Raw genomic sequence first — 20,595 nt, forward strand, 5'->3', positions numbered from 1 at the left:
GTTCCTCGATAGGTTATGTGCGCGCAACCCATCTAGTACATTCGGATAGTCGGGTTTTACTGTATGAATTTTTACTTCAGATATGCGCATGCGCTGGCGGGATACTTGCCATGCTGCGAGTGCGAACAGTTGAATGGTGCTTGGCGGCAGGGCGGAAAGCGCTGGCAAAATGACGTCTATTGCGTGCAGCCACGACCACGAGGACACTGGACCGCGTGTAAGCCGACAAGCGCATGGTGATTCATTCGCGCCCGTGCGGCAGAAGGCCGAAATGGAGGCGGCCGAGGCGATGGAGCTTTCGCCTGGAGACATCGTCAAGGCAACGCCTCAGTATCCATTTCGCTCTGCTAATAGCCACCCCGCACCAAGTCTTGGCGCGATAAAGTCAACCGAATAGACCCCGATGTACTCAAATGGCGGTGAGCACGTCACTGACACCTTTGCCGGTCACACGATCTGTCCGATGCGCGAAAGTAACCGAGGGCCACCACCTTTGATATGCGTCCCGTGTGGAGCGCCACATCAGCCAGCCTTGGCGATGGCCTGTGTCGAAAGCGCAATGCTGTCCTTGATGGCCGCCGTGACCTCGAGCAACTCGCGGTCGCTCATCTGTACGAACAGTGGCAGGACCACCGAACCGTTCTGCGCATCGACGCTGTTTTTCAGGCTTCCGGCCACTCGATGGGTTTCCGCGCCGTGGTAGGCGGGCTCGAGATGGCTATTCATGATCCCGCGCCGTGTCGACACACCACGGTCCAGCAGCAGCTGCATGAATTCCTGCTGATCGCAGTGATCCGGAATGCCGACGCAAAAACTCTGCCAATTGCTGCGCGCCCAATGCGGCTCGACAGGCAGACTGATGCCGACGGCATCACCGAGCTCCGTCGCATAGTGCGCGGCAAGTTCGCGTCGGCGCGCGATGATTTCCGGCAGGCGCTTCAGCTGCTCGCGCCCTACCGCCGCCTGCATGTCGGTCATTCGGTAGTTGAAACCGACCTCGGGGTAGCTCTCGTAGATAACCTGCTTGGAGCCATGACGCACGGTGTCGTTGACGCTCATGCTGTGCTGGCGCCAGAGCCTGAACTTGCGATCGTAATCCGGATTGGAGGTTGTCAGCATGCCGCCGTCGCCAGTTGTTACCACCTTTCGCGGGTGGAACGAGAAGCAGGCGATGTCGCCATGCGGTTTGCCGATCTTCTCCCACCGGCCTTTCCAAAGGATCTCGCTGCCCGTGGCGCAGGCCGCGTCCTCGATAACAGGTATGCCACGGCGGTCCGCGATCTCGACGATGCGGCTCATATCGCACGGCATACCGACCTGGTGCACGCAGATGATGGCTTTCGTACGCCGTGTTATCGCCGCCTCGATCAGATCCGGATCGATGTTGAAGCCATGCTCTTCGATATCGACGAAAACCGGCGTCGCATTGCAGTAGCGAATGGCATTTGCCGTTGCGATAAAGGAGTGGCTGACGGTAATGACCTCGTCGCCGGCCGTGACACCCACGGCAAGCAGGGCAAGATGAAGCGCCGTCGTGCAGTTGGAGACGGCGCAGGCGTGTGCGGCGCCAACGAAATCGGCGAACTCCCGTTCGAAAGCCGCAACCTCCGGGCCCTGAGTGACCCATCCCGAAAGGATGACGCGCCGAACGGCCTCGACTTCCCGTTCGTCGAGAACGGGCTTGGCAACAGGTATCTGGCTCATGCCGCTTCTCCGGCGCTCACGATCTTCTTTTCCTGCTGCCACCATTCGACGAGGTCGCGAAGACCTTCTTCCATCGTGATTTCGGACTTGAAGCCAAGCATGCTTGCCGCCTTGACCGTTGATGCGAGACGCCGCGGAACTGCGTTGACCTTGCGGGCCGGGCCGAACTGCGGCTCCATCGAGGCCCCCATGACGTGGGTCAGCAGTGCAGCCAGTTCGCGCAGGCTGGTTTCCTCGCCACTGGCGACGTTGAACACTTCGTCCGTCACGTCTGCCTTCGCAGCCAGGAGGTTGGCGCGGGCGATGTCGCGAACATGGACGAAATCCATCGTCGCAGTGCCGTCGCCGAGGATGATCGGCGGCAATCCGACGGCGATCCGTTCCATCCAGCGGATGAGAACTTCGGTATAGGCGCCATGGACATCCATGCGCGGCCCGTAAACGTTGAAATAGCGCAGCGCCACGTAGCGCAAGCCGTACATTTCGGCGAAGCTGCGAAGCAGCCCTTCGTTGAAGGCCTTGGCGGCCCCATAGATTGTGCGATTGTTGTAGGGGTGATGGTCTTCCGTCGTCGGAAAGGTCTCGGCAAGGCCGAGCACGGACGCCGAAGAGGCGGCGACCACTTTTGATACACCGGCTTCTACGGCTGCTTCGAGAACATCGAAGGTACCGCCAGCCAGAACGTCGAAGGCGAGGCGCGGCTCTTCGGCGCATTGCGTGATGCGTATGGCTGCCTGGTGAAAGACGGTGTCGATACCTGCGAAGGTCTCCTTCAGGAGCTGGCGGTCCCGAATATCCCCCTCGATGATCGTCACTGGCGCGGTCGTGATCGCATCCGCCAGATTTTCCCGCCTGCCACGCACGAAATTGTCGATGATGACGATCTCGCGCGGGCTTTCCTTTGCCACGAGGTCAGCGATGTGTGAGCCGATCAGGCCAGCACCGCCGGTGATGAGAATTCGCTTGTCTTTCATGGCTGTTCCAGACTCTTTACAGTTGATGGATCGCAATCTTCGCGCCAGCGAATGAATTTGGCCGGCACGCCGGCAACGACCGAGAATGGCTCGACATCGGAGACCACGACCGCGCCTGCCCCCACGATCGCGCCCTTGCCGATCGTGACGCCCGGCAGGATGGTGGCGTTCGTTCCGATGTCAGCCCAGGCGCCGATGCGCACCGGCTTGATCTCGAGATTGGTCTTGATGACGGGGACATCGACCGGCAGGGCGGTGTGGCTCGAGCCGAGAACCTTGGCCCCCGGCCCCCAGCCGACGCATTCCTCGATTATGAGGTTGCGGGCATCGAAATAAGCCTGCGGCCCGATCCAGCTGTTGTCTCCGATCTTGCAAGTGCCGTCGAAGCGGCCCTGGATATAGGCGTGGGCGCCGATGAACACGCCGTTGCCGATCTCGAAGGTTTCGGCATGCTTGAAGCCGACGCCGCTGCCTACCTGAAGCCCGGAGCCGCAGGAGCGCGCCAGCGCGCGCCAGATCACTCGGCGCATGAAGGCATCGACGAACCCGTCGCCATTGGCAAATCGAGCGTGCAGTTCGACCAGTCCGGCAAGTCCATAGGACTGTCGGAGCTCCTTGGCGAGTTCGGTCTGGTAGTCCGGATCGGCGATATTCTCCTTCAATCCGTGGACGGACTGGACGAGCCGGATCGGGGATGCGGCATCAGCTGACATAGGCGTCGTGCTCCACCGCGTTGCCACTTCCTCTACCTGCCGCATTGTCAGTTCAGGATAGATGGGCAGCGAAAGGACCTCGCGCGCTGCCGCCTCCGATACCGGGAAATCGCCGACGCCGTAGCCTAGATCGGCATGCGCTTCCTGCAGATGCACCGGAACCGGATAGTGCAGCCCGGTGTGGATGCCTTCGTCGCGCAGCGTCTGCTGCAGCTGATCTCGGTCCGGGCTGCGCACCGCGTAAACGTGGTACACATGGCGGCGGCCATCGGCCTCGGTCGGCGCGCGTACGCTTCGCGAGCCGGCCAGAAGCGCATCGTAACGCGCGGCCCGCACGCGTCTTGCCTCCGTCCATTCCTCCAGATGCCTGAGCTTGATACGAAGGATCGCCCCCTGGATCTCGTCCATGCGGTAATTGTAGCCCTTCATGACGTGATGGTAGCGCTTCTCCTGGCCCCAATCGCGCAACATCCGCATGGTCTTGGCCTGCTCGTCGTCATTCGTGACGATGATGCCGCCTTCTCCGCAGGCGCCGAGGTTCTTGCCCGGATAGAAGCTGAAGGATCCGGACAGGCCGATGCTGCCGGCCCGCAGCCCCTTGTATTCCGCGCCATGCGCCTGGCAGGCGTCTTCGATGACCGGCAGCCCGTATCTGTCGGCGATTGCCTGGATGGCATCCATATCCGCCATCTGACCATAGAGATGAACGGGCACGATCGCCTTCGTTCTGCGTGTGATGGCCGCTTCGAGCTTTGACGGATCCATGGTGAGGGTTACCGGCTCGACATCGACGAATACCGGCCGCGCTCCCGTGTAACAAATGGCCGCCGTGGTCGCTACGAATGTCAGCGAAACGGTGACCACCTCGTCATCCGGGCCGACGCCCGCGGCAAGCAGCGACAGGTGAAGCGCGCTGGTGCCGGTGTTGACGGCAATGGCGTGCTTCGTGTTGCAGTAGCTAGCGAATTCTTCCTCGAAGCGGGCGACTTCCTCGCCAAGCACATAGTGGCCAGAGGCCAGAACGCGCAGCACCGCCGCATCGACGTCGTCTTTGATCGACGCATACTGAGCCTTGAGATCGAGGAGCGGGATCATGCACTCAGCCTTGCCTGTTCGAGTTCGATGACGCGGCCGCGCTGGGCCAGGGATTGGGTGGCGGCTTCCAGAATGCGCGTGACGCGCAGACCGGCATGGCCGTCGGCAAGCGGTTGTGTGTTGGTGGCCACGCAGTCGACGAACTGCTTGAGCTCTCGTCCGAGTGCTTCGGTCATGTCGAGCTGCGGGGCGTACATGTCGCCGGTGCGATAGCCGACGCGCATCTGGTAGACTTGGTCGCCGTTCTGCTCGGCGCCGCCGTTCAGCGTGATCCCCTTGTCGTAGACCTTGATTTTTTCGCTGGGCTCGAGATCGTCATAGACGATCATCTTGTTGCTACCGCCGATCAGCGTCCGGCGCACCTTCACCGGCGCTAGCCAGTTGACGTGGATATGCGCGATCAGCTTGCTCTGGAAGAACAGCGTCAGATAGGCGATGTTCTCAGGCTCGCCCGCCACATGGCCCATGCCCGTCGCCGAAACCGCGACCGGCTTTTCCGGCAGTACGTAATCCATGATCGCCAGGTCGTGGACGGCGAGATCCCATACGACGCTGACGTCGTGCTGGAAGAGGCCGAGATTCACGCGGACGGAGTCATAATAATAGACGTCGCCGAGACCAGTCTCGATGATCTCGCGCATCTTGCGGACCGCGCCGGTGTGAATGAACGTGTGGTCGACGGCGAGAATGAGCCCACGGCGTGTGGCTTCCTCAACCATGCGCCGCGCCTCTTCGGAGGTCGAGGCCATCGGCTTTTCGACGAAAACGTGCTTGCCGGCCATCATCGCCTGCATGGCAAGTTTGTAGTGGGCGAAGACAGGCGTGGCGATCGCGATGGCGTGCACCCGGGGATCCCGAAGCACCTCATCGAAATCGTCGGTGATCTGCACCGTGGGATAGCGCATCTGCACGGCGCCCAGCCGCTCCTTCTTCAGGTCGCAGACCCAGATCAGCTGCGCGCCAGGGGTTTCGGCGAAATTTCGGACCAGATTGGGTCCCCAGTAACCATAACCGACGACGGCGATACCGATCATCGTGCCCTCCCAGATGATAGAATTTCGACAGGCGCATCCTTTGCGCGGCCTATGACCCGCGCCGGCACGCCGGCAACGATCGCGTAAGCGGGAACATTCTTGGTGACGACCGCACCGGCGCCGACCTGCGCACCTTCGCCGATCGTCACACCTGCCACGATTGTGGCGTTGCTTCCGATCGATGCACAGCGCTTGACCAGCGTTGGGACAACGGACCAGTCGGCGTCCGACTGCAGAGAACCGTTCAGATTGACGGCGCGCGGCTGCAGATCGTTGGTGAACATCACCCCATGACCGATAAAGACGCCGTCTTCGATCGTCACGCCCTCGCAGATGAACGAATGGCTGGAAATCTTGCAGCTTTCGCCGATCTGGGCACCCTTCTGGATCTCCACGAAGGTCCCGACCCGCGACCCGGCGCCGATGACGCAGCCATAAAGATTGACGAGATCTGGGTGGTGGATAACGACGCCTTCCCCCAGTTTCACGCTTGCAGCAATCATGCTTGAACCCCGCATACTTCACACAACTAATCGAGATCACAGAAACTCTGCTGGTATTGTCGAAGTCAAAAGAATAGCTTTTTCACTCCTCAGTAAAGAATGACAAATGTTGTACATTTTGCATCTAAAGGCGTACCTCCCGGCACGTGTCTTGTTGTCAGATGAAGTAAATCCATATTTATCGAAATATATGATCGGTGTTGCTTGGCGGCTCGCGACGCCATGACGACGGTCGCGGGGGCATGACCAATAGCCACGCCGAAATCTGCCCGACAGCGGCATCGACTTGCCCGGCGAGCTTGACGAAGCGGCTTCAGAATAAGGTGGGACCAAAAGGCGTAAACCGATGGCGCGCTGTAGCTTAAGCGTTAGCGTGACATACCCGTTTAGCTTAGTACCGCCGGCTTGCCGGGCTTCGGTTGTTGGAAGACACTGCAGGCAGACAGCTTTAGGCGTTTAGGTATCGGGGCAACCCTAGTGGGCATCTGTGAAACGAACAAACTGGGCTTGGAAGGCGCAAGGCGTGCCGGTCAGACCTCTAGCATGAGCCGAAGGCTATGCCCGCTGGTGCTCGCCGCCGACTCCGCCTATGCGATGCCGCTTGCGACAACGATAAGGTCCGTCGCGGAAGCAAATGCCAGTGCTTGGCCCCTGGAAATCCATGTCATTCACGATGGCATTGACAGCGCGACGCAGCAGAGGATCTTCGACTCCTCACCCCGCGGTTCTGTCACGATCGACTGGCACGCAATTGATGTTTCACTGTTCGCCAGCGACTACATTCCGCTGCCATACATCTCGAGAATGACGTTCTCGCGCTTGGTGTTGCCAAGTGTTTTGACCGAGAGGGTTGGAAAAGTACTCTATCTCGATAGCGATATTCTTGTTTTTGGCGATCTTTCGCCTCTGTGCGATATCGATTTGAGCGACGCCGTCATCGGCGCCGTTCTCGATCCCCTTGATGCAGAAGTCAAACGAAACAAGCGTGGTCTTGAGAAGGTTCCGCGCGTCGGCCACTATTTCAATGCGGGCGTGCTGCTCGTCGATCTCGGCAACTGGCGTAACGCGCAGGTGACGGAAAAGGCGCTCAACTATCTCGATCGGTTTCCGAAGTCGCCGTTTTCGGATCAGGATGCCCTCAACGTTGCGTGCGACGGTCGCTGGAAACAGCTCGACAGCAAATGGAATTTTCAATGCGAGCCGCATGAAAGCATTGTGTCCGCGGTCGACGCGCGGCGACCGGCAATCGCCCATTTCGTTACGAAGTCGAAGCCTTGGAAGCCTTCCAGCATGAGCGTGAATGCGGCCTGCTATGACGCAGTGCGCGCAAGGACGAGGTTCGCACGCAGCATACCGGAAATCGCACGAGAAGAAATTGCGACATTGGCACACAAGCTTCTGAAGAGATCGTCCCTTGTTCGATCGGCGTGGTCTTTGGCGAAGAGCTTTCGAAACGCAAGGCCTGCCATAATCGCACAAAGCCGCACGGAGGATAAATAGCCGTGTTCGTTGATAATGATCAGTGCCGAAATGTCGACTTCGAACCAAAGCAGCATGAGAGCTTCGGCTCCATCGCCGTTGATCGAACCGTATCGGTCATCATCCCGACGTTCAACCGCGCCAATTGGTCATGGCTGCCGTCGAGAGCGTTCTCAGTCAGGGCATAAGCGGCGTGGAAGTCATCGTTGTCGATGATGGCTCGACCGACGGTACCCGGGAGCTCTTCCAGGAACACCGCCCCGGCGTGCGTTATGTTTACCAGCAAAACGGAGGCGTTAGTGCGGCACGAAATCGCGGCGTCGTCGAGAGTTCGGCGAAGCTGATCGCATTTCTCGACAGCGACGACCTTTGGGCACCTGGAAAGCTGCGCGCGCAACTGGACCGCGTGACATCGGACGGTGTCCTCAGTTTCCAGGGTGTCGGCTGGTTTGTCGATACTGATGAGGACACTTCTTTGCTGAAGCAGGTGTCGCAGGTGATCTGGCCGCGAATTGATGCGGACGGCTTTGTCGTGGATGCCGTGCTTGATGTCGCCGAAGGGCGTTATTTCCATCTGGGCACGATGCTCTGCACGCGGGCTGCCTTTCTAGAGGTCGGCTTCTTCGATCCGGCATTGTCCATGGGCGAGGATGAAGATTGGTTCAGCAGGGCTTCGCTTACCAAGCGTTTCCACTACGATTCCTCCCCCTGCTTCAGCGACGGTTCCACAGCAATCAGACACCGAACGACAGCGAAAAATCCTTGCGGAGCCTGAAGACGGTGTTCGAGCGAATTGTCGATCGGACGGCCGAAGGGCACAAGCGGGCCAGTCGCGTAGCCGTAAAGAGGCTTGCGGCAAAATGCTCTCATCTGGCGAACTATCTGAATGCCGGGCATCGATACGGCGAGGCAAGCAGGGAGATGGTGAAGGCCTACTCTCTGACCCCATTCAACATGCTGCGTCTGATGAAACTGCTTCTTTTTGCGGGCAGATCATACCTGCCTCGCCGACAGGATCCGTGAGTGCGGAAAAGCGGGACTTCAAATGCGGCGCCTAGCGCTGATCTCGAAAGAACGCGGTCGAGCGGCACACGCCTTGGCGTCGATTTCCAGTGCCGCGCAGCCAAGTACGCGCTTGCGACATTATAGGTGTCCGGAGGAGTTTCATGTCAGCCACTGTCTCAGTCATACTTCCGACCTACAATCGAAGCCACAGTCTTACTGCTGCGATGAATAGCGTATTGATGCAGTCCTATTCGGATATTGAACTGATCGTTGTCGATGACGCGTCTTCGGAGGATATCGAAGCGGTCGTGAGCAGCATCGGCGATCATCGGGTGCGCTATGTTCGTCGTCCGCGGAACGGCGGCGCCGGGGCTGCTCGAAACACCGGTCTTGCTCACGCCAAGGGCGATTACATCGCGTTTCAGGACAGCGACGACATCTGGCTTCCGCAAAAGCTCGCAAAGCAGATGGAGCTTCTTTCAAGTCTTCCGGCGCATGTTGGTGTCGTGACGGGCGCAAAGATTATCTACGGGAGAGATTCCCATTTCAATTTCGGGGCTGCGAAGGTGGCATACGCGCCGCCCCCCGAGAGCAGGCTTCGAAGCGACGAAAACCAGGTGGTGAGACTTCTGACAGAAAACAGACTGAGCGTGCAGAACGCCCTGTTTCGCCGGGGGTGTTTTTCCGGCACCGATTGGTTCGATCTCTGTGCGCGAGCGAACGAAGATTGGGAGTTCGCGATAAGGCTGGCTCAACAAACGACAATTCACGAGGATATCGAGCCGGTGGTGCTTGGCTTTATTTCTTCGGATAGCATCTCCAGAAACGCACGCCGGGAGGCGATAGGGCAACTGCGTATCCTTCGCAAGAATAGGCTGACGCTCAAGAGCCTGAGATATCAAAGAGCGCTCCTGCTTTTGGGACTGAGCAGACACCTGTTCAAACTCGGCAAAAGACGATCGGCAAACCGCTTTCTGATAGCGAGTGTTTTGGATCATCCGTTCAGCGCAGGACTGGTGATCTCTTCCGGCATGAAGAAGGTTCTTCGAATGTTACGGCCTGCTGCGATCAAGCGACCGCAGCCTGCTTAACGAATAAGCGCACACCTGTATATTATTATACTGAAAGTATCATAAAGTATAATGTCCAAATTGAAGCAGTAGATTTGATTTTAAATTTGCATAATATTCGCGAATGAACGCTGCTTCTGCATGTGGGGATTTGGATGAGAACTTCAGTCGATGTCGTCATACCGTGCTACAATTATGCAAGATTTCTTACCGAGGCTGTTAACAGCGTCGTATCGCAGGTCGGTGTCGATGTTCGCGTGCTGATCATAGACGACTGTTCTCCGGACAACACGCAGGAGGTTGGCGAGGGATTGGCCGCGCTGCACCCATGCGTCGAATTCCGTCGCCATGCCAGCAACAAGGGACATATTTCAACCTACAATGAAGGCATCGAGTGGGCGAGTTCCGACCTGTTTCTTCTCCTGTCGGCTGATGATGCCTTGCTGCCCGGAGCTCTGCAGCGCGTCGCACGGATGATGGCGGATCGACCTGATCTGAGTTTTGTGTTCGGCAACGCGATGCTGCAGAATGATGAGGGAATTCGTGTCCTGAGCGAACCGCTTGGCAAAAGCCGAGGCGCTCGCGAAACGGTCTTGTCCTGCCGCGATTTTGTGGAAGTGCTGGGGGGAAGGAATATCGTCCCGACCCCAAGCGCTGTCGTCAGGACCAGCGCACAGAAACAGGCTGGCGGATATAATCACGAGTTGCCGCACGCCGGCGACCTCGCGATGTGGCTGCTGCTGGCGGCTGCGGGGCCCGTGGGTTTCGTCTACGAGCCGCAGGCGGTTTACAGAGTGCATGCACAGAACATGTCGAAAACTTACGCATCGGCGAGGTTGCCTGACGTCAAGCAACGACTGGCCGCCTTTGAGCTTTTCCTGCAGGAAGCGGGGCGCCATGGTCAGGACGTGTCGTTGCTCCGGCGGATGGTCATGAAAGACCTGGCGAAAGATCTCGATGAAGCAGGCCTGCATGGCGTTCAACGAAGATGAGCCGAGCGTTTCGTTCGAGTTGAAGAGGCTGGCGCAGCAATTCGATCCGGGCGCTCGCTTCTCAATGCCGGGGCTTCGTCTTCTGTTGAGGACGGCGCTCGGGCAGGGTCGATGGAGGCAGGTTCGATCGATCGCGTCGGCATGCAGGAGCGTCTATCCGCGTCAATGACGACGCGGATAGGAGTGAACCATCCGCCGGTACCACGATCCGGCGCGCTCCAGTCACGGCCACGTCGTCAAGGTCGGCGGCTTGCCCTGGTGAGCTTCATGGTTCCTGCCCCCGGTCCATGGCCAAATATATCAAGGCGCGGCCAGTCCTGACGCTTTTGTGCCCTCGGAGCGCAGCAACAAAACGAGCTCCTGACGGATTGGGCAAGACAGGGCGTGTTGCAGCTCTGCCACTCGTTGCCTGGACGCGATCTCACCTTGGCGACAGCAGTCCTGCCGTCGACACATTGGCTGCGTCACCGCCAGTCGGGGCCACCCGCATCACGCGCCCGCATCTGGCGGCCAGTCTTCCAACCCTGCCAGATCGGCGACAGATAGGCGTCCGGCGCGGGGGCGCCTTTCTTCCAAATATCGCTCTTATAGGTTGTCCAATTGCCAGAATTCGCGCAACCTTCGATGCCACATTTTATCTACCGCTATTTGAGTAGCTGTGAACCTATTCGGCTGAGTTTATCGCGGATGAAGTTGGTGTAGGATGGCTGACAGCAATCAAGAATAGATAGGTGTAACCCAAAAGACGGAGAGCAATATGTCACCGATGGACCCGGAAGAAACACCCTCTAACCGTGCACGCCGACACTTTCTCGGCTTTGCGGCAGCCACCGGCGCAAGAGTTGCCGGAATTGCCGTAGCGACGATGGCGATCGCCTCTTCGCCCGCGAAAGCGATGGGACGCAACTGGGGCGGCGGCCGCGGTGGTGGCGGTGGCGGCGGAAACGGCGGCGGTGGTGGCGGCGGCAACGGTGGCGGCGGCTCCGGTGGCGGGAACTCGGGTGGCGGCGGCAGCGGCGGAGCCAAGTGCCTGCTGCGTGGAACGCTCATTGCGACGCCGAATGGATGTGTTGCGATCGAAGACTTGCGCCTCGGCGATCTCGTCGAAACGATCTCCGGCGAAGCCAAGCCAGTTCGCTGGATCGGCCGCCAGACATTTCGCAGGAGCGTCGAAGCCTGGCATCCGTCCGTCATGCCGGTCCGCATCTCGAAGGATGCTCTGGATGACGGCATGCCGAGCCAGGATCTCTATATCTCGGCCGGCCACGCGCTTTATGTCGATGGCGCTCTCGTCCGAGCGAAGGACCTTGTCAACGGCAGCTCGATTGTAGCGGCCTTGCCTGACGGCAGGGAAGCGATCGAATACTACAACGTGCTGCTCGACAGCCACGACGTGGTGATCGCCGATGGCACGCCGGTCGAGACATTCCAGCTTCGCGGCAGCGACTACGAGAACTTCGACAATTTCGTCGAATTTGAAAAGCTCTACCCGGTCGAGCGCCGGCCCACCATGGCGCCATACGCGCCGGTGGTCGGTGAAGAGAGCGGACGGCAGCATCTGAAGGCTCTGCTGTTGCTCGGCGTCTCGCCGATCATTCCGATGCGTGATCCGTTCAAGGATGTCTCGCGGCGCATATCAAGCCGCGCCGGCGAACTGGTCGGCTGATAATTCGGGCTCTCCATCGCGGATTGGCGCGGACACGCGCCAATCCGTTTTCATGTGACCACATATTCTCCGCCGCCTCATATCAGCAGGGCGAGGGCCAGCAGGTTCTGCCCGCTTTGCCTATGTTTTCATGACCGCCGCGATCGGCAAGACGCATCCAGCGGCGTCAGGCAGCGCTTATAGAGCTATGGCAACATCCCGTGCTTGGGTATAGTGCAGTGCGGCATCGACGGATGTCATACTGGCTGGACCAAGTGTGGAGTGCATGAACATGGCGAAGAAGCGGCCCGAGGGAATTGAGAAATACGACGCACCGGCCGGCGGATGGGGCGCCTTGCGTGCTGTCGCAAAGACGCTCGCGCACCAGCAGGTCGTCGCCCAGGGGACGGCAACGCTTCTGAAAGCCAATAAGCCCGAAGGCTTCGACTGCCCAGGTTGTGCGTGGCCTGATCCAAAGCATACGTCGTCCTTCGAGTTCTGCGAGAATGGCGCCAAGGCCATCACCTGGGAGTCGACGGCGAAGCGTGTCGATCCCAGCTTCTTCGCGGCGCATACGGTGTCGGAATTATGGGAATGGACCGACCATGCTCTCGAGGACGAGGGCCGCCTGACGCATCCGATGATCTACAACGCCGAGACCGATCGCTATGAGGTGATCGAATGGGACGTTGCCTTCGCGCGGATCGGCGCCGAACTCAATCGGCTGGAGGATCCGCATCAGGCCGAGTTCTATACATCCGGGCGCGCATCCAACGAGGCCGCCTTTCTCTATCAGCTTCTGGTGCGTGCCTATGGCACCAACAATTTTCCCGACTGCTCGAACATGTGCCATGAGGCAACGAGCGTCGGCCTGCCGAAGTCGATCGGCGTCGGCAAGGGTACGGTCACGCTCGACGATTTCGACCACACGGATGCGATCTTCAGCTTCGGTCACAATCCGGGCACCAACCATCCGCGCATGATGGCGACGCTGCACGAGGCCTCGCGGCGCGGCGTGCCGATCATCGTCTTCAATCCGCTGAAGGAGCGCGCGCTCGAGAAATTCGCCTCGCCGCAGGACCCGGTCGAGATGGCGACACTGTCATCGACGCGGATCGCCTCGGCCTATCATCAGGTCCGCACCGGCGGTGATCTCGCCGCGCTCAAGGGCCTGATGAAGAGTGTGTTCGAAATCGATGACGCCGATCTCGCCGCCGGCGGTCCTGGTGTTCTCGACCGCGCCTTCATCGCCGAGCACACGACCGGCCTGGAGGCGCTGCGCGAGGATATCGACAACACCGGTTGGGATAGCATCGTCACCGTATCCGGCCTGACCCGGGAAGCGCTCAAAGGCGCCGCCGAGGTCTATGTAAAGGCAAAGAGCGTCATCCTTTGCTACGGCATGGGCATCACCCAGCACAGCAACGGCACGGGCAATGTGCAGCAGCTTGCCAATCTCTTGATGTTGCGCGGCAATATCGGGCGCCCGGGAGCCGGCATCTGCCCCCTGCGTGGCCATTCCAACGTTCAGGGCGACCGGACGGTCGGCATCACCGAGATCCCCAACAAGGCGCTGATCGACGGGATGGAGCGAGCCTTCGGCTTCCGCCCGACCGACTTGAAGGGACACAACGCCATCGAATCCGTCGAAGCGATGATGGAGGGCGCGTCCAAGGCGCTGATCTGCCTCGGCGGCAATCTGGCGGTTGCCATGTCCGACACCGATGTCACCTTCGAGGCTATGCGCAAGCTGGACCTCGCGGTGCACATCACCACCAAGCTCAACCGCTCGCATCTCTTGATCGCCAAGACCTCGATCATTCTTCCATGTCTCGGCCGCACCGATCTCGACACACAGGCGACGGGCCCGCAATCGGTAACCGTCGAGGACTCCATGTCGATGGTGCATGCCTCGCGCGGCTTCCTGAACCCGCCGGGGCCGATGCTGAAATCCGAGCCCGCGATCGTTGCCGGCATCGCCAAGGCGACGCTCGGAGATCGCTATGGCATCGATTGGGATGGCATGGTCGCCGATTACGACAGGATTCGCGACAAGATCGAAATCGTCTTTCCCGATTTCTTCGACTTCAACAAACGTGTGCGGGTGCGTGGTGGCTTCCGGCTGGACGTGCCGGCCTCCGATCGCCGCTGGAAGACAGAAAGCGGCAAGGCGAACTTCCTCATCGGCCGTGGCCTCCACGAGGACCCTCTGGTCAAGAATCCCGACGCGCTCGTCCTGACGACGCTGCGCAGCCACGACCAGTACAACACGACGATTTACGGCATGGATGATCGCTACCGCGGCGTTTTCGGCCGCCGCGACGTCATCTTCATGAACAAGGACGATCTTGCGAAACGGGGATTGTCGGACGGCGATATCATCGATGTCGAATCCCTGCCGGCGGCTGATGGCCGGTCGCGCAGCGCACGCGGCCTGACCGCGATCGAGTACAATATTCCAAGGGGATCGATCGCCGGCTATTACCCTGAGATGAATTCGCTGATCGCGCTCTCCGCCTACGACCGCATCTCGGGCACACCTGCCTACAAAGGCGTACCAGTGACGGTCACGGGCGCGACCGCGCGGTAGGCACGATGCACGTTACGGGCCTCGCCTAAACGAGGCCCGTAACGAATTGATCAGGCTGCGCGCTTCAGTGCGTCGCCGATGATCGAGACGATGGTGCCGATCTGATCCTTCTCGATGATCAGCGGCGGCGAAAGCGCGATGGTGTCGCCGGTGACGCGGATCAGCAGACCCTTCTTGAAGCAATCGACAAACACGTCATAGGCGCGGGCGCCGATAGCACCGTCACGCGACGAAAGCTCGATGGCGCCGACGAGACCGAGGTTGCGGATGTCGACCACGTTCGGCAGGCCCTTCAGCGAGTGAAGCGCTTCCTGCCAGGTTTCAGCCAGACCAGCGCCGCGCGTCAGCAGGCCCTCTTCCTCGTAAATCTCGAGCGTGGCGATACCGGCGGCACTGGCAACCGGGTGGCCGGAGTAGGTGTAGCCGTGGAAGAGCTCAATGGCGTTCTCAGGGCCGGTCATCATAGCGTCATAGACCTTGCGGCTTGCGAACACCGCACCCATGGGGATCGCGCCGTTCGTCAGGCCCTTCGCCGTGGTCACAAGATCGGGCACGACGCCGAAGTAGTCGGTCGCGAACGGCGTGCCGAGACGTCCGAAGCCGGTGATGACTTCATCGAAGATCAGCAGGATGCCGTACTTGTCGGCAATCGCGCGCAGACGCTCGAGATAGCCCTTGGGCGGCAGGACCACGCCGGCGGAGCCGGACATCGGCTCGACGATCACAGCCGCGATGGTTTCGGCGCCATGCAGGCCGACCAGTCTTTCCAGATCTTCGGCAAGCTCGATGCCATGGGCCGGCAGGCCCTTGCTGAAGGCGTTGCGGTCGACGTCGAGCGTATGACGCATGTGATCGGCCGGGATCTGCGGGAAGACGCGTCGGTTGTTAACGAGACCGCCGACGGAGATGCCGCCGAAGCCGACGCCGTGATAACCCTTCTCGCGGCCGATGATGCGCGTGCGCGTGCCCTGTCCGATGGCGCGCTGGTAGGCGATGGCGATCTTCAGCGCGGTATCGACGGATTCTGGAACCGGAGCCGGTGAAGAATACGCGGTCGAGCTGCGCGCCGGGGCCGCCGGGGGCAACCTTGGCCAGCCGCTCGGCGAAATCAAAAGCAATCGGATGGCCCATCTGGAAGGTCGGAGCGAAATCCATGGTGGTCAGCTGACGCTCGACCGCCTCGGCGATCCGCTTGCGGCCGTGGCCGGCGTTCACGCACCACAGGCCGGCGGTACCATCAAGCACCTTGTTGCCGTCGACATCGGTGTAGTACATGCCTTGCGCCGAGGCCAGCAGGCGCGGCGCTGCCTTGAACTGGCGGTTGGCCGTGAACGGCATCCAGAAATTATCGAGCGACGGGCTGTTTGCTTTGCTGATCTGGTCCATGAAGTCTCTCCCGAATGGTGATGATAACTGATCGGCCAATTCGTATATTCGAACAAGCCCTTTTCTAGCTGCTGTCAACCCATTGAAAATCATGGCACTCAAAGTCGAATGTTGTTACATTTCGAACACTCGAAACCTGGGAAACACCATGTCCGTCGATATCGGCCAGCGCCTGCGCCATTTGCGCATGCTTCACAATCTTTCGCAACGCGAACTGGCGAAGCGGGCGGGCGTTACCAACTCCACCATTTCGCTGATCGAATCCAATTCGTCCAACCCGTCCGTGGGCGCCCTGAAGCGGATTCTCGATGGAATCCCCATCGGGCTGGCCGAGTTCTTCGCCTTCGAACCGCAAAAGTCGCGCAAGGCGTTTTACGCCGCCGAGGAGCTGGTCGAGATCGGCAAGGGACCGATTTCCTATCGGCAGATCGGCGAGAGCCTGTTCGGCCGGCAGTTGCAGATCCTCAAGGAGTGCTATCAGCCGGGCGCCGACACCGGAAAGGTCATGCTCGTGCATGAAGGCGAGGAAGGCGGAATCGTGCTTTCGGGCCGCATGGAGGTGACCGTCGAGGACGAGCGCCGCATCCTTGGCCCCGGCGATGCCTATTACTTCGAGAGCAGGCGGCCACATCGCTTTCGCTGCGTCGGACCCGTGCCGTGCGAAGTGATCAGCGCCTGCACGCCGCCGACGTTCTGAGACCGCGCCAAACGCATCGACAGCCGGTTGACTTGGCACCGCGAGGAGGACTAGCTGCGCGCGATCAAGCTGAGACTTGATTTGCTGATACGGCCGCGCGTGCGCCGGCAGACCAGCGGATCGATATCAAGAGGAATAGCCATGTCGGACACACCCCGCCCCGCCCCGATTTCCGAAGCAGCACGCCGCCAGCGGCTTTCGACGCTGCGCAGCCAAATGGGCGCCGCAGGCGTGAACGCCGTCCTGCTCGGCTCGACGGAGAGCCTGCGCTATTTCACCGGCCTTGTCTGGCACCAGAGCGAGCGGCTCGTCGGCGCGCTGATCACGCAGGACGACCTCTTCTACGTGGTGCCCGGCTTCGAACGCAGCCGCGTCGACAGCCTGCCGAAACTCGAAGGCGCTATCATCACCTGGGAGGAAGACGAAAACAGCGCGCAGACGGTGGCCGGTCTCCTGTCGGCGAAGGACCGCGTGGCGCTCGACGACGCCCTGCCGCTGTTCGTCTATCACGCGCTTGCCGAGGCGCTCGGCGCGGAACGCCTTGTCGACGGCGCGCGCCTGCTCCGCGACATCCGGCTGCGCAAATCCGCGGCCGAGATCGGCATCATCCAGTACGCGATGAACCTGACGCTTGAAGTCCACCGTCGCGCGCATGCCTATATCAAGCCCGGCGTCCTGGCATCCGATGTCGTGCGTTATATCGATGAACAGCACCGCGCGCTCGGTGCGGCGGGTGGGTCGAGTTTCTGCATCGTCTCCTTCGGGCAAGCGACAGCGCTGCCGCATGGCGCCGACGGCGAGCAGACCTACGCGGCCGGCGATGTCATTCTCGTCGATACCGGATGCCGTATCGACGGTTATCATTCCGATCTGACGCGCACCTATGTTCTGGACGAGCCCGATGCGGACTTCGCGCAGGCCTGGGCCATCGAGCGCGAGGCGCAGCAGGCCGTCTTCGACGCGGCCAAGCTCGGCGCAGCCTGCTCCAGCCTCGATGACGCGGCGCGCGCAGTCATGGTTCGCCACGGGCTTGGACCGGACTACGCACTACCCGGCCTGCCGCACAGAGCCGGCCACGGTCTCGGCCTGGAAATCCACGAAGAGCCCTACATCGTTCGCGGCAACCGGACGGCGCTTGAACCCGGCATGTGCTTCTCGAACGAGCCGATGATCGTTTTCCCCGGACGCTACGGAATCCGTCTGGAAGACCATATCCATATGACCGAAACCGGCGCGGCATGGTTCACGCAACCGGCCGAGGGCCCGACCGAACCGTTTGCGTGACCTGCTTGGCATCGCCTGACTGAGCTGTCGGGCGCCCGGCAAGATGGAAACGAGAGGCCGCTGCCCAGGCATTCGCCTCTCGTCATTTTATGGCGACGGGCCCGACAGCCCCCTGTTACAGGCGGCATTTGCTGATAAGTCTTCTTCCAGGGAATGGAGGATGACGTGATGAGCCGCAATATTGTTCTGGTAGACCCCTTGCCACGAACGCTCGATCTGATCATGAAGCCGGATGTTCGCCGCCGGCTGGAGAAACTCGGCGAATTGGTGATTTCCGAAGATCGGCAAATGCCAGCGGAGCAGGTCGATGCATTGCTTCCCGAGACGGTCCTGATCTTCGGGCAGACCGACATGCCGCGCGAGAGATTGGACCGGGCGCCGAAGCTGAAGGCGATCATCAATGTCGAATCCAACTTCATGCCCAACATCGATTATCAGGCCTGCGTCGAACGCGGCATCTGGGTGATCACGCCGGCATCGGCATTCGCATCGCCAGTGGCCGAGGCAGCGCTCGGCATGGCGCTTGATCTTGCCGCGGCATCACCCGGGCCGATCGCGATTTCCGGGGCGGCACCGAACACTATGGACTGGCCGGCAACGACGGCGTGTTCCGCTTCGCCGGCGCGCCGGTCGGGATCGTCGGGTTCGGCGATCTCGGCAGGCAGCTGCGCGATCTCATTCGTCCGTTCAAGAATACCGTGCGGGTGTTCGACCCGTGGCTGCCCAACGAGATCATCGAGCGGCTGGACTGCATTCCTTGCGGTCTGGACGAGACCTTGAGCGAGAGCCAGGTCGTGTTCGTCTTCGCCAGCGTGACCAGCGAGAACGAGGGTTTCATCGGCCGTCGCGAGTTCCGGTTGATGAAGCCGGGTGCGGCCTTTCTCTTGATGAGCCGCGCGGCGGTGGTCGACTTTTCCGCGATGCTGGAGGCGGTGAAATTCGGCCATATCATCGCCGCCACCGACGTCTTTCCGGAAGAGCCTGTCGCGGGCGACGATCCCGTGCGTGGATTGCCGGGCCTGCTGCTATCGGCGCATCGCACCGGCGGCACGCGCGACGCCTTCTATGAACTCGGAACGATGGCCGTGGCCGATGCCGAACTGATCATGAAGGGCCTGCCGCCGCAGCTTTGCCGGCGCGCCGACCCGGCAACGGCAAGCCGTTTGCGCTCGAAGCCGGTGGCGGTTTCCTGAGACGCGGTCGCGATAAGGCTGAAAAGAAAAAAGCCTGCCGCGGGAGGAGGTGCGGCAGGCTTCTTAAAATAGATGAACAGCAGCTGGGAGGAGGAGTGCCACTGTTCGCGCAAGCGCCTCTGGGAGGAGGAGTGAGGCTCTTGCAAACTCGAAGCGCTGCGGGAGGAGGATGCATCGCTTCGATGGAGAATTATATACACACGCCCGCGCCTAAACGGTAGGCAGGTTTGCGCAGGGCAGCCATGCGTCATGCGCTTGGCGCGCGGCTGGGGCCCAATCGACCAGACCGTTACGCCCCAAGGAACGCGACCGAGATCTAGGCATGCAGCGCCGCGGTCAGCCACGCCATCGCTCTGTCGATCGCCAATGTTCTCCGCGACTTGGTCGGCAACACGACGTTATAGCGAGCGCCGGACGGCAGCCTTGTCTCGTCGAAGGGAACCAGCGTTCCATCGTCGAGGAACGTCTACACCAGAAGTCCCCAGCCGAGCGCCAGTCCCTGCCCCCTCGCGCCGCGAAAATGGTTTCTGTGTAATGATTGAACCGCAGGGACGGCCTTATCTCGAAGCGGAGGTCCGAATTTGAAAGCCAATGGCTCCACGAAAGCCATGACCGGTCCTCGACATCCGTTTCGATCAACTCATCGGTGGCGGCCAGTGGCCCCGGGCCGCGTCGCTTAAGATATTCGGGCGAGCATACGAGCATGAGTTCATCATCGCGCGACGCGATCGCCACACCGTCGCTGAACGGAGGGACGCCGTAGCGAATGGCGATGTCGATATCCCCGTCATCCAGGTTGATCCGGTTGTCCTGGGAAACGACGCGGATCTGAATTCCCGGATTTTGCGATCGGAAGTCGGCCAGACGCGGCAGCAGCCAGAACGACGAGAACGCGACCGTGGCGCCAATGGTCACCACGTCCTTCGCCGATTGCTTGATGGCATCGATCGTCTCCGCGATGTTCACGAAGCTCTGCGCCAGCGACGCGCCCAGGGCCTCGCAGGCGGCCGTGGGCTCGATCGCGCGATGCTTGCGAATGAACATCGGCACGCCGAGCTCATCCTCGAGCAAGGCAATCTGCCTGCTGACGGCTGCCTGGGTTACTCCAAGCTCGCCGGCCGCGGCCGTGAAGCTTTTGCGGCGCAGCACCGCCTCGAGCATGATGAGCGCCGTCAAGGACGGCAGACGCCTGCGAAACTGCATATCCGACCTCTGCATTACATTTTGTTAT

Annotated in this window: 14 protein-coding genes and 4 pseudogenes; 10 read left to right on the plus strand and 8 right to left on the minus strand. The window is 60.5% G+C overall.

Translation table 11 applies throughout. The annotated features are described in order from the left end of the window. Nucleotides 1-522: 522 nt before the first annotated feature. The 6 genes and pseudogenes from P3R82_RS04630 to P3R82_RS04655 all read right to left on the minus strand — a co-directional run bounded on the left by P3R82_RS04630 (nt 523) and on the right by P3R82_RS04655 (nt 6,023). On the minus strand, nt 523-1,704 hold the full coding sequence (locus P3R82_RS04630) for a DegT/DnrJ/EryC1/StrS family aminotransferase (protein WP_283193188.1): 1,182 nt from the start codon (nt 1,702-1,704) through the stop codon (nt 523-525). Further along, a complete protein-coding gene (locus P3R82_RS04635) occupies nt 1,701-2,678 on the minus strand; it encodes an NAD-dependent epimerase/dehydratase family protein (protein ID WP_283193189.1) in 978 nt (325 codons plus the stop codon). The genes P3R82_RS04630 and P3R82_RS04635 overlap by 4 nt, the downstream gene beginning before the upstream one ends. After that, nucleotides 2,675-3,391 carry an acyltransferase gene (locus P3R82_RS04640; protein WP_283193510.1) on the minus strand — a complete coding sequence of 239 codons (717 nt, stop codon included), beginning with the start codon at nt 3,389-3,391 and terminating at the stop codon, nt 2,675-2,677. Before P3R82_RS04640 ends, P3R82_RS04635 begins: the two co-directional genes overlap by 4 nt. Continuing rightward, nucleotides 3,381-4,486 (minus strand): annotated as a pseudogene (locus tag P3R82_RS04645) (DegT/DnrJ/EryC1/StrS family aminotransferase). The gene P3R82_RS04640 and the pseudogene P3R82_RS04645 overlap by 11 nt, the downstream one beginning before the upstream one ends. Continuing rightward, entirely contained in the window at nt 4,483-5,520 is a 1,038-nt protein-coding gene (locus P3R82_RS04650) for a Gfo/Idh/MocA family oxidoreductase (RefSeq protein ID WP_183898501.1), read from the minus strand. The pseudogene P3R82_RS04645 and the gene P3R82_RS04650 overlap by 4 nt, the downstream one beginning before the upstream one ends. Further along, the gene (locus P3R82_RS04655; protein WP_283193190.1) at nt 5,517-6,023 is read right to left on the minus strand and encodes an acyltransferase; all 507 of its coding nucleotides are present in this window, start codon (nt 6,021-6,023) and stop codon (nt 5,517-5,519) included. Before P3R82_RS04655 ends, P3R82_RS04650 begins: the two co-directional genes overlap by 4 nt. Before the next feature lie 567 nt (nt 6,024-6,590). On the opposite strand from P3R82_RS04655, the gene P3R82_RS04660 reads away from it, so the two are divergent. The 6 genes from P3R82_RS04660 (at nt 6,591) to P3R82_RS04685 (ending at nt 14,804) form a co-directional block, all read left to right on the plus strand. Then, nucleotides 6,591-7,523, plus strand: coding sequence for a glycosyltransferase family 8 protein (locus P3R82_RS04660; RefSeq protein ID WP_283193191.1), 933 nt, complete (start codon nt 6,591-6,593; stop codon nt 7,521-7,523). Between the two features lie 130 nt (nt 7,524-7,653). Continuing rightward, nucleotides 7,654-8,277, plus strand: coding sequence for a glycosyltransferase family A protein (locus P3R82_RS04665; RefSeq protein WP_283193192.1), 624 nt, complete (start codon nt 7,654-7,656; stop codon nt 8,275-8,277). Nucleotides 8,278-8,668: 391 nt separating this feature from the next. After that, nucleotides 8,669-9,598, plus strand: coding sequence for a glycosyltransferase family 2 protein (locus P3R82_RS04670; RefSeq protein WP_283193193.1), 930 nt, complete (start codon nt 8,669-8,671; stop codon nt 9,596-9,598). A 134-nt stretch (nt 9,599-9,732) separates the two neighbouring features. Continuing rightward, the gene (locus tag P3R82_RS04675) at nt 9,733-10,569 is read left to right on the plus strand and encodes a glycosyltransferase family 2 protein (RefSeq protein WP_283193194.1); all 837 of its coding nucleotides are present in this window, start codon (nt 9,733-9,735) and stop codon (nt 10,567-10,569) included. Between the two features lie 757 nt (nt 10,570-11,326). Next, complete coding sequence (locus P3R82_RS04680) at nt 11,327-12,235, plus strand: Hint domain-containing protein (RefSeq protein ID WP_283193195.1); 909 nt, start codon at nt 11,327-11,329, stop codon at nt 12,233-12,235. A 271-nt stretch (nt 12,236-12,506) separates the two neighbouring features. Next, a complete protein-coding gene (locus tag P3R82_RS04685) occupies nt 12,507-14,804 on the plus strand; it encodes an FdhF/YdeP family oxidoreductase (protein WP_283193196.1) in 2,298 nt (765 codons plus the stop codon). Nucleotides 14,805-14,854: 50 nt separating this feature from the next. Here P3R82_RS04685 and P3R82_RS04690 read toward each other — a convergent pair. Continuing rightward, nucleotides 14,855-16,190: pseudogene (locus tag P3R82_RS04690) on the minus strand (aspartate aminotransferase family protein). A 148-nt stretch (nt 16,191-16,338) separates the two neighbouring features. On the opposite strand from P3R82_RS04690, the gene P3R82_RS04695 reads away from it, so the two are divergent. The 4 genes and pseudogenes from P3R82_RS04695 (at nt 16,339) to P3R82_RS04710 (ending at nt 19,364) form a co-directional block, all read left to right on the plus strand. Beyond that, entirely contained in the window at nt 16,339-16,887 is a 549-nt protein-coding gene (locus P3R82_RS04695; RefSeq protein WP_047504707.1) for a cupin domain-containing protein, read from the plus strand. A gap of 141 nt (nt 16,888-17,028) precedes the next feature. Next, nucleotides 17,029-18,171: a Xaa-Pro peptidase family protein gene (locus P3R82_RS04700; protein WP_283193197.1), complete on the plus strand. Its 1,143-nt coding sequence runs from the start codon at nt 17,029-17,031 to the stop codon at nt 18,169-18,171. Between the two features lie 222 nt (nt 18,172-18,393). After that, nucleotides 18,394-18,708 (plus strand): annotated as a pseudogene (locus P3R82_RS04705) (hydroxyacid dehydrogenase); the annotation flags it as partial. A 50-nt stretch (nt 18,709-18,758) separates the two neighbouring features. Next, on the plus strand, nt 18,759-19,364 hold the full coding sequence (locus P3R82_RS04710; RefSeq protein ID WP_283193511.1) for an NAD(P)-dependent oxidoreductase: 606 nt from the start codon (nt 18,759-18,761) through the stop codon (nt 19,362-19,364). A 316-nt stretch (nt 19,365-19,680) separates the two neighbouring features. Here the strand turns inward: P3R82_RS04710 and P3R82_RS04715 are convergent. Next, a pseudogene (locus P3R82_RS04715) lies at nt 19,681-20,567 on the minus strand (LysR substrate-binding domain-containing protein). Nucleotides 20,568-20,595 lie beyond the last annotated feature (28 nt).

It is taken from the genome of Rhizobium sp. AN80A, assembly GCF_030053015.1.
GTDB lineage: Bacteria > Pseudomonadota > Alphaproteobacteria > Rhizobiales > Rhizobiaceae > Rhizobium > Rhizobium metallidurans.

Excerpts from the sequence above, each read along its gene's own strand:
- P3R82_RS04630 (WP_283193188.1), bottom strand. The coding sequence starts at position 1,704 with ATGAGCCAGATACCTGTTGCCAAGCCCGTTCTCGACGAACGGGAAGTC.
- P3R82_RS04635 (WP_283193189.1), bottom strand. The coding sequence starts at position 2,678 with ATGAAAGACAAGCGAATTCTCATCACCGGCGGTGCTGGCCTGATCGGC.
- P3R82_RS04640 (WP_283193510.1), bottom strand. The coding sequence starts at position 3,391 with ATGTCAGCTGATGCCGCATCCCCGATCCGGCTCGTCCAGTCCGTCCAC.
- P3R82_RS04650 (WP_183898501.1), bottom strand. The coding sequence starts at position 5,520 with ATGATCGGTATCGCCGTCGTCGGTTATGGTTACTGGGGACCCAATCTG.
- P3R82_RS04655 (WP_283193190.1), bottom strand. The coding sequence starts at position 6,023 with ATGATTGCTGCAAGCGTGAAACTGGGGGAAGGCGTCGTTATCCACCAC.
- P3R82_RS04665 (WP_283193192.1), top strand. The coding sequence starts at position 7,654 with ATGGCTGCCGTCGAGAGCGTTCTCAGTCAGGGCATAAGCGGCGTGGAA.
- P3R82_RS04670 (WP_283193193.1), top strand. The coding sequence starts at position 8,669 with ATGTCAGCCACTGTCTCAGTCATACTTCCGACCTACAATCGAAGCCAC.
- P3R82_RS04675 (WP_283193194.1), top strand. The coding sequence starts at position 9,733 with ATGAGAACTTCAGTCGATGTCGTCATACCGTGCTACAATTATGCAAGA.
- P3R82_RS04680 (WP_283193195.1), top strand. The coding sequence starts at position 11,327 with ATGTCACCGATGGACCCGGAAGAAACACCCTCTAACCGTGCACGCCGA.
- P3R82_RS04685 (WP_283193196.1), top strand. The coding sequence starts at position 12,507 with ATGGCGAAGAAGCGGCCCGAGGGAATTGAGAAATACGACGCACCGGCC.
- P3R82_RS04695 (WP_047504707.1), top strand. The coding sequence starts at position 16,339 with ATGTCCGTCGATATCGGCCAGCGCCTGCGCCATTTGCGCATGCTTCAC.
- P3R82_RS04700 (WP_283193197.1), top strand. The coding sequence starts at position 17,029 with ATGTCGGACACACCCCGCCCCGCCCCGATTTCCGAAGCAGCACGCCGC.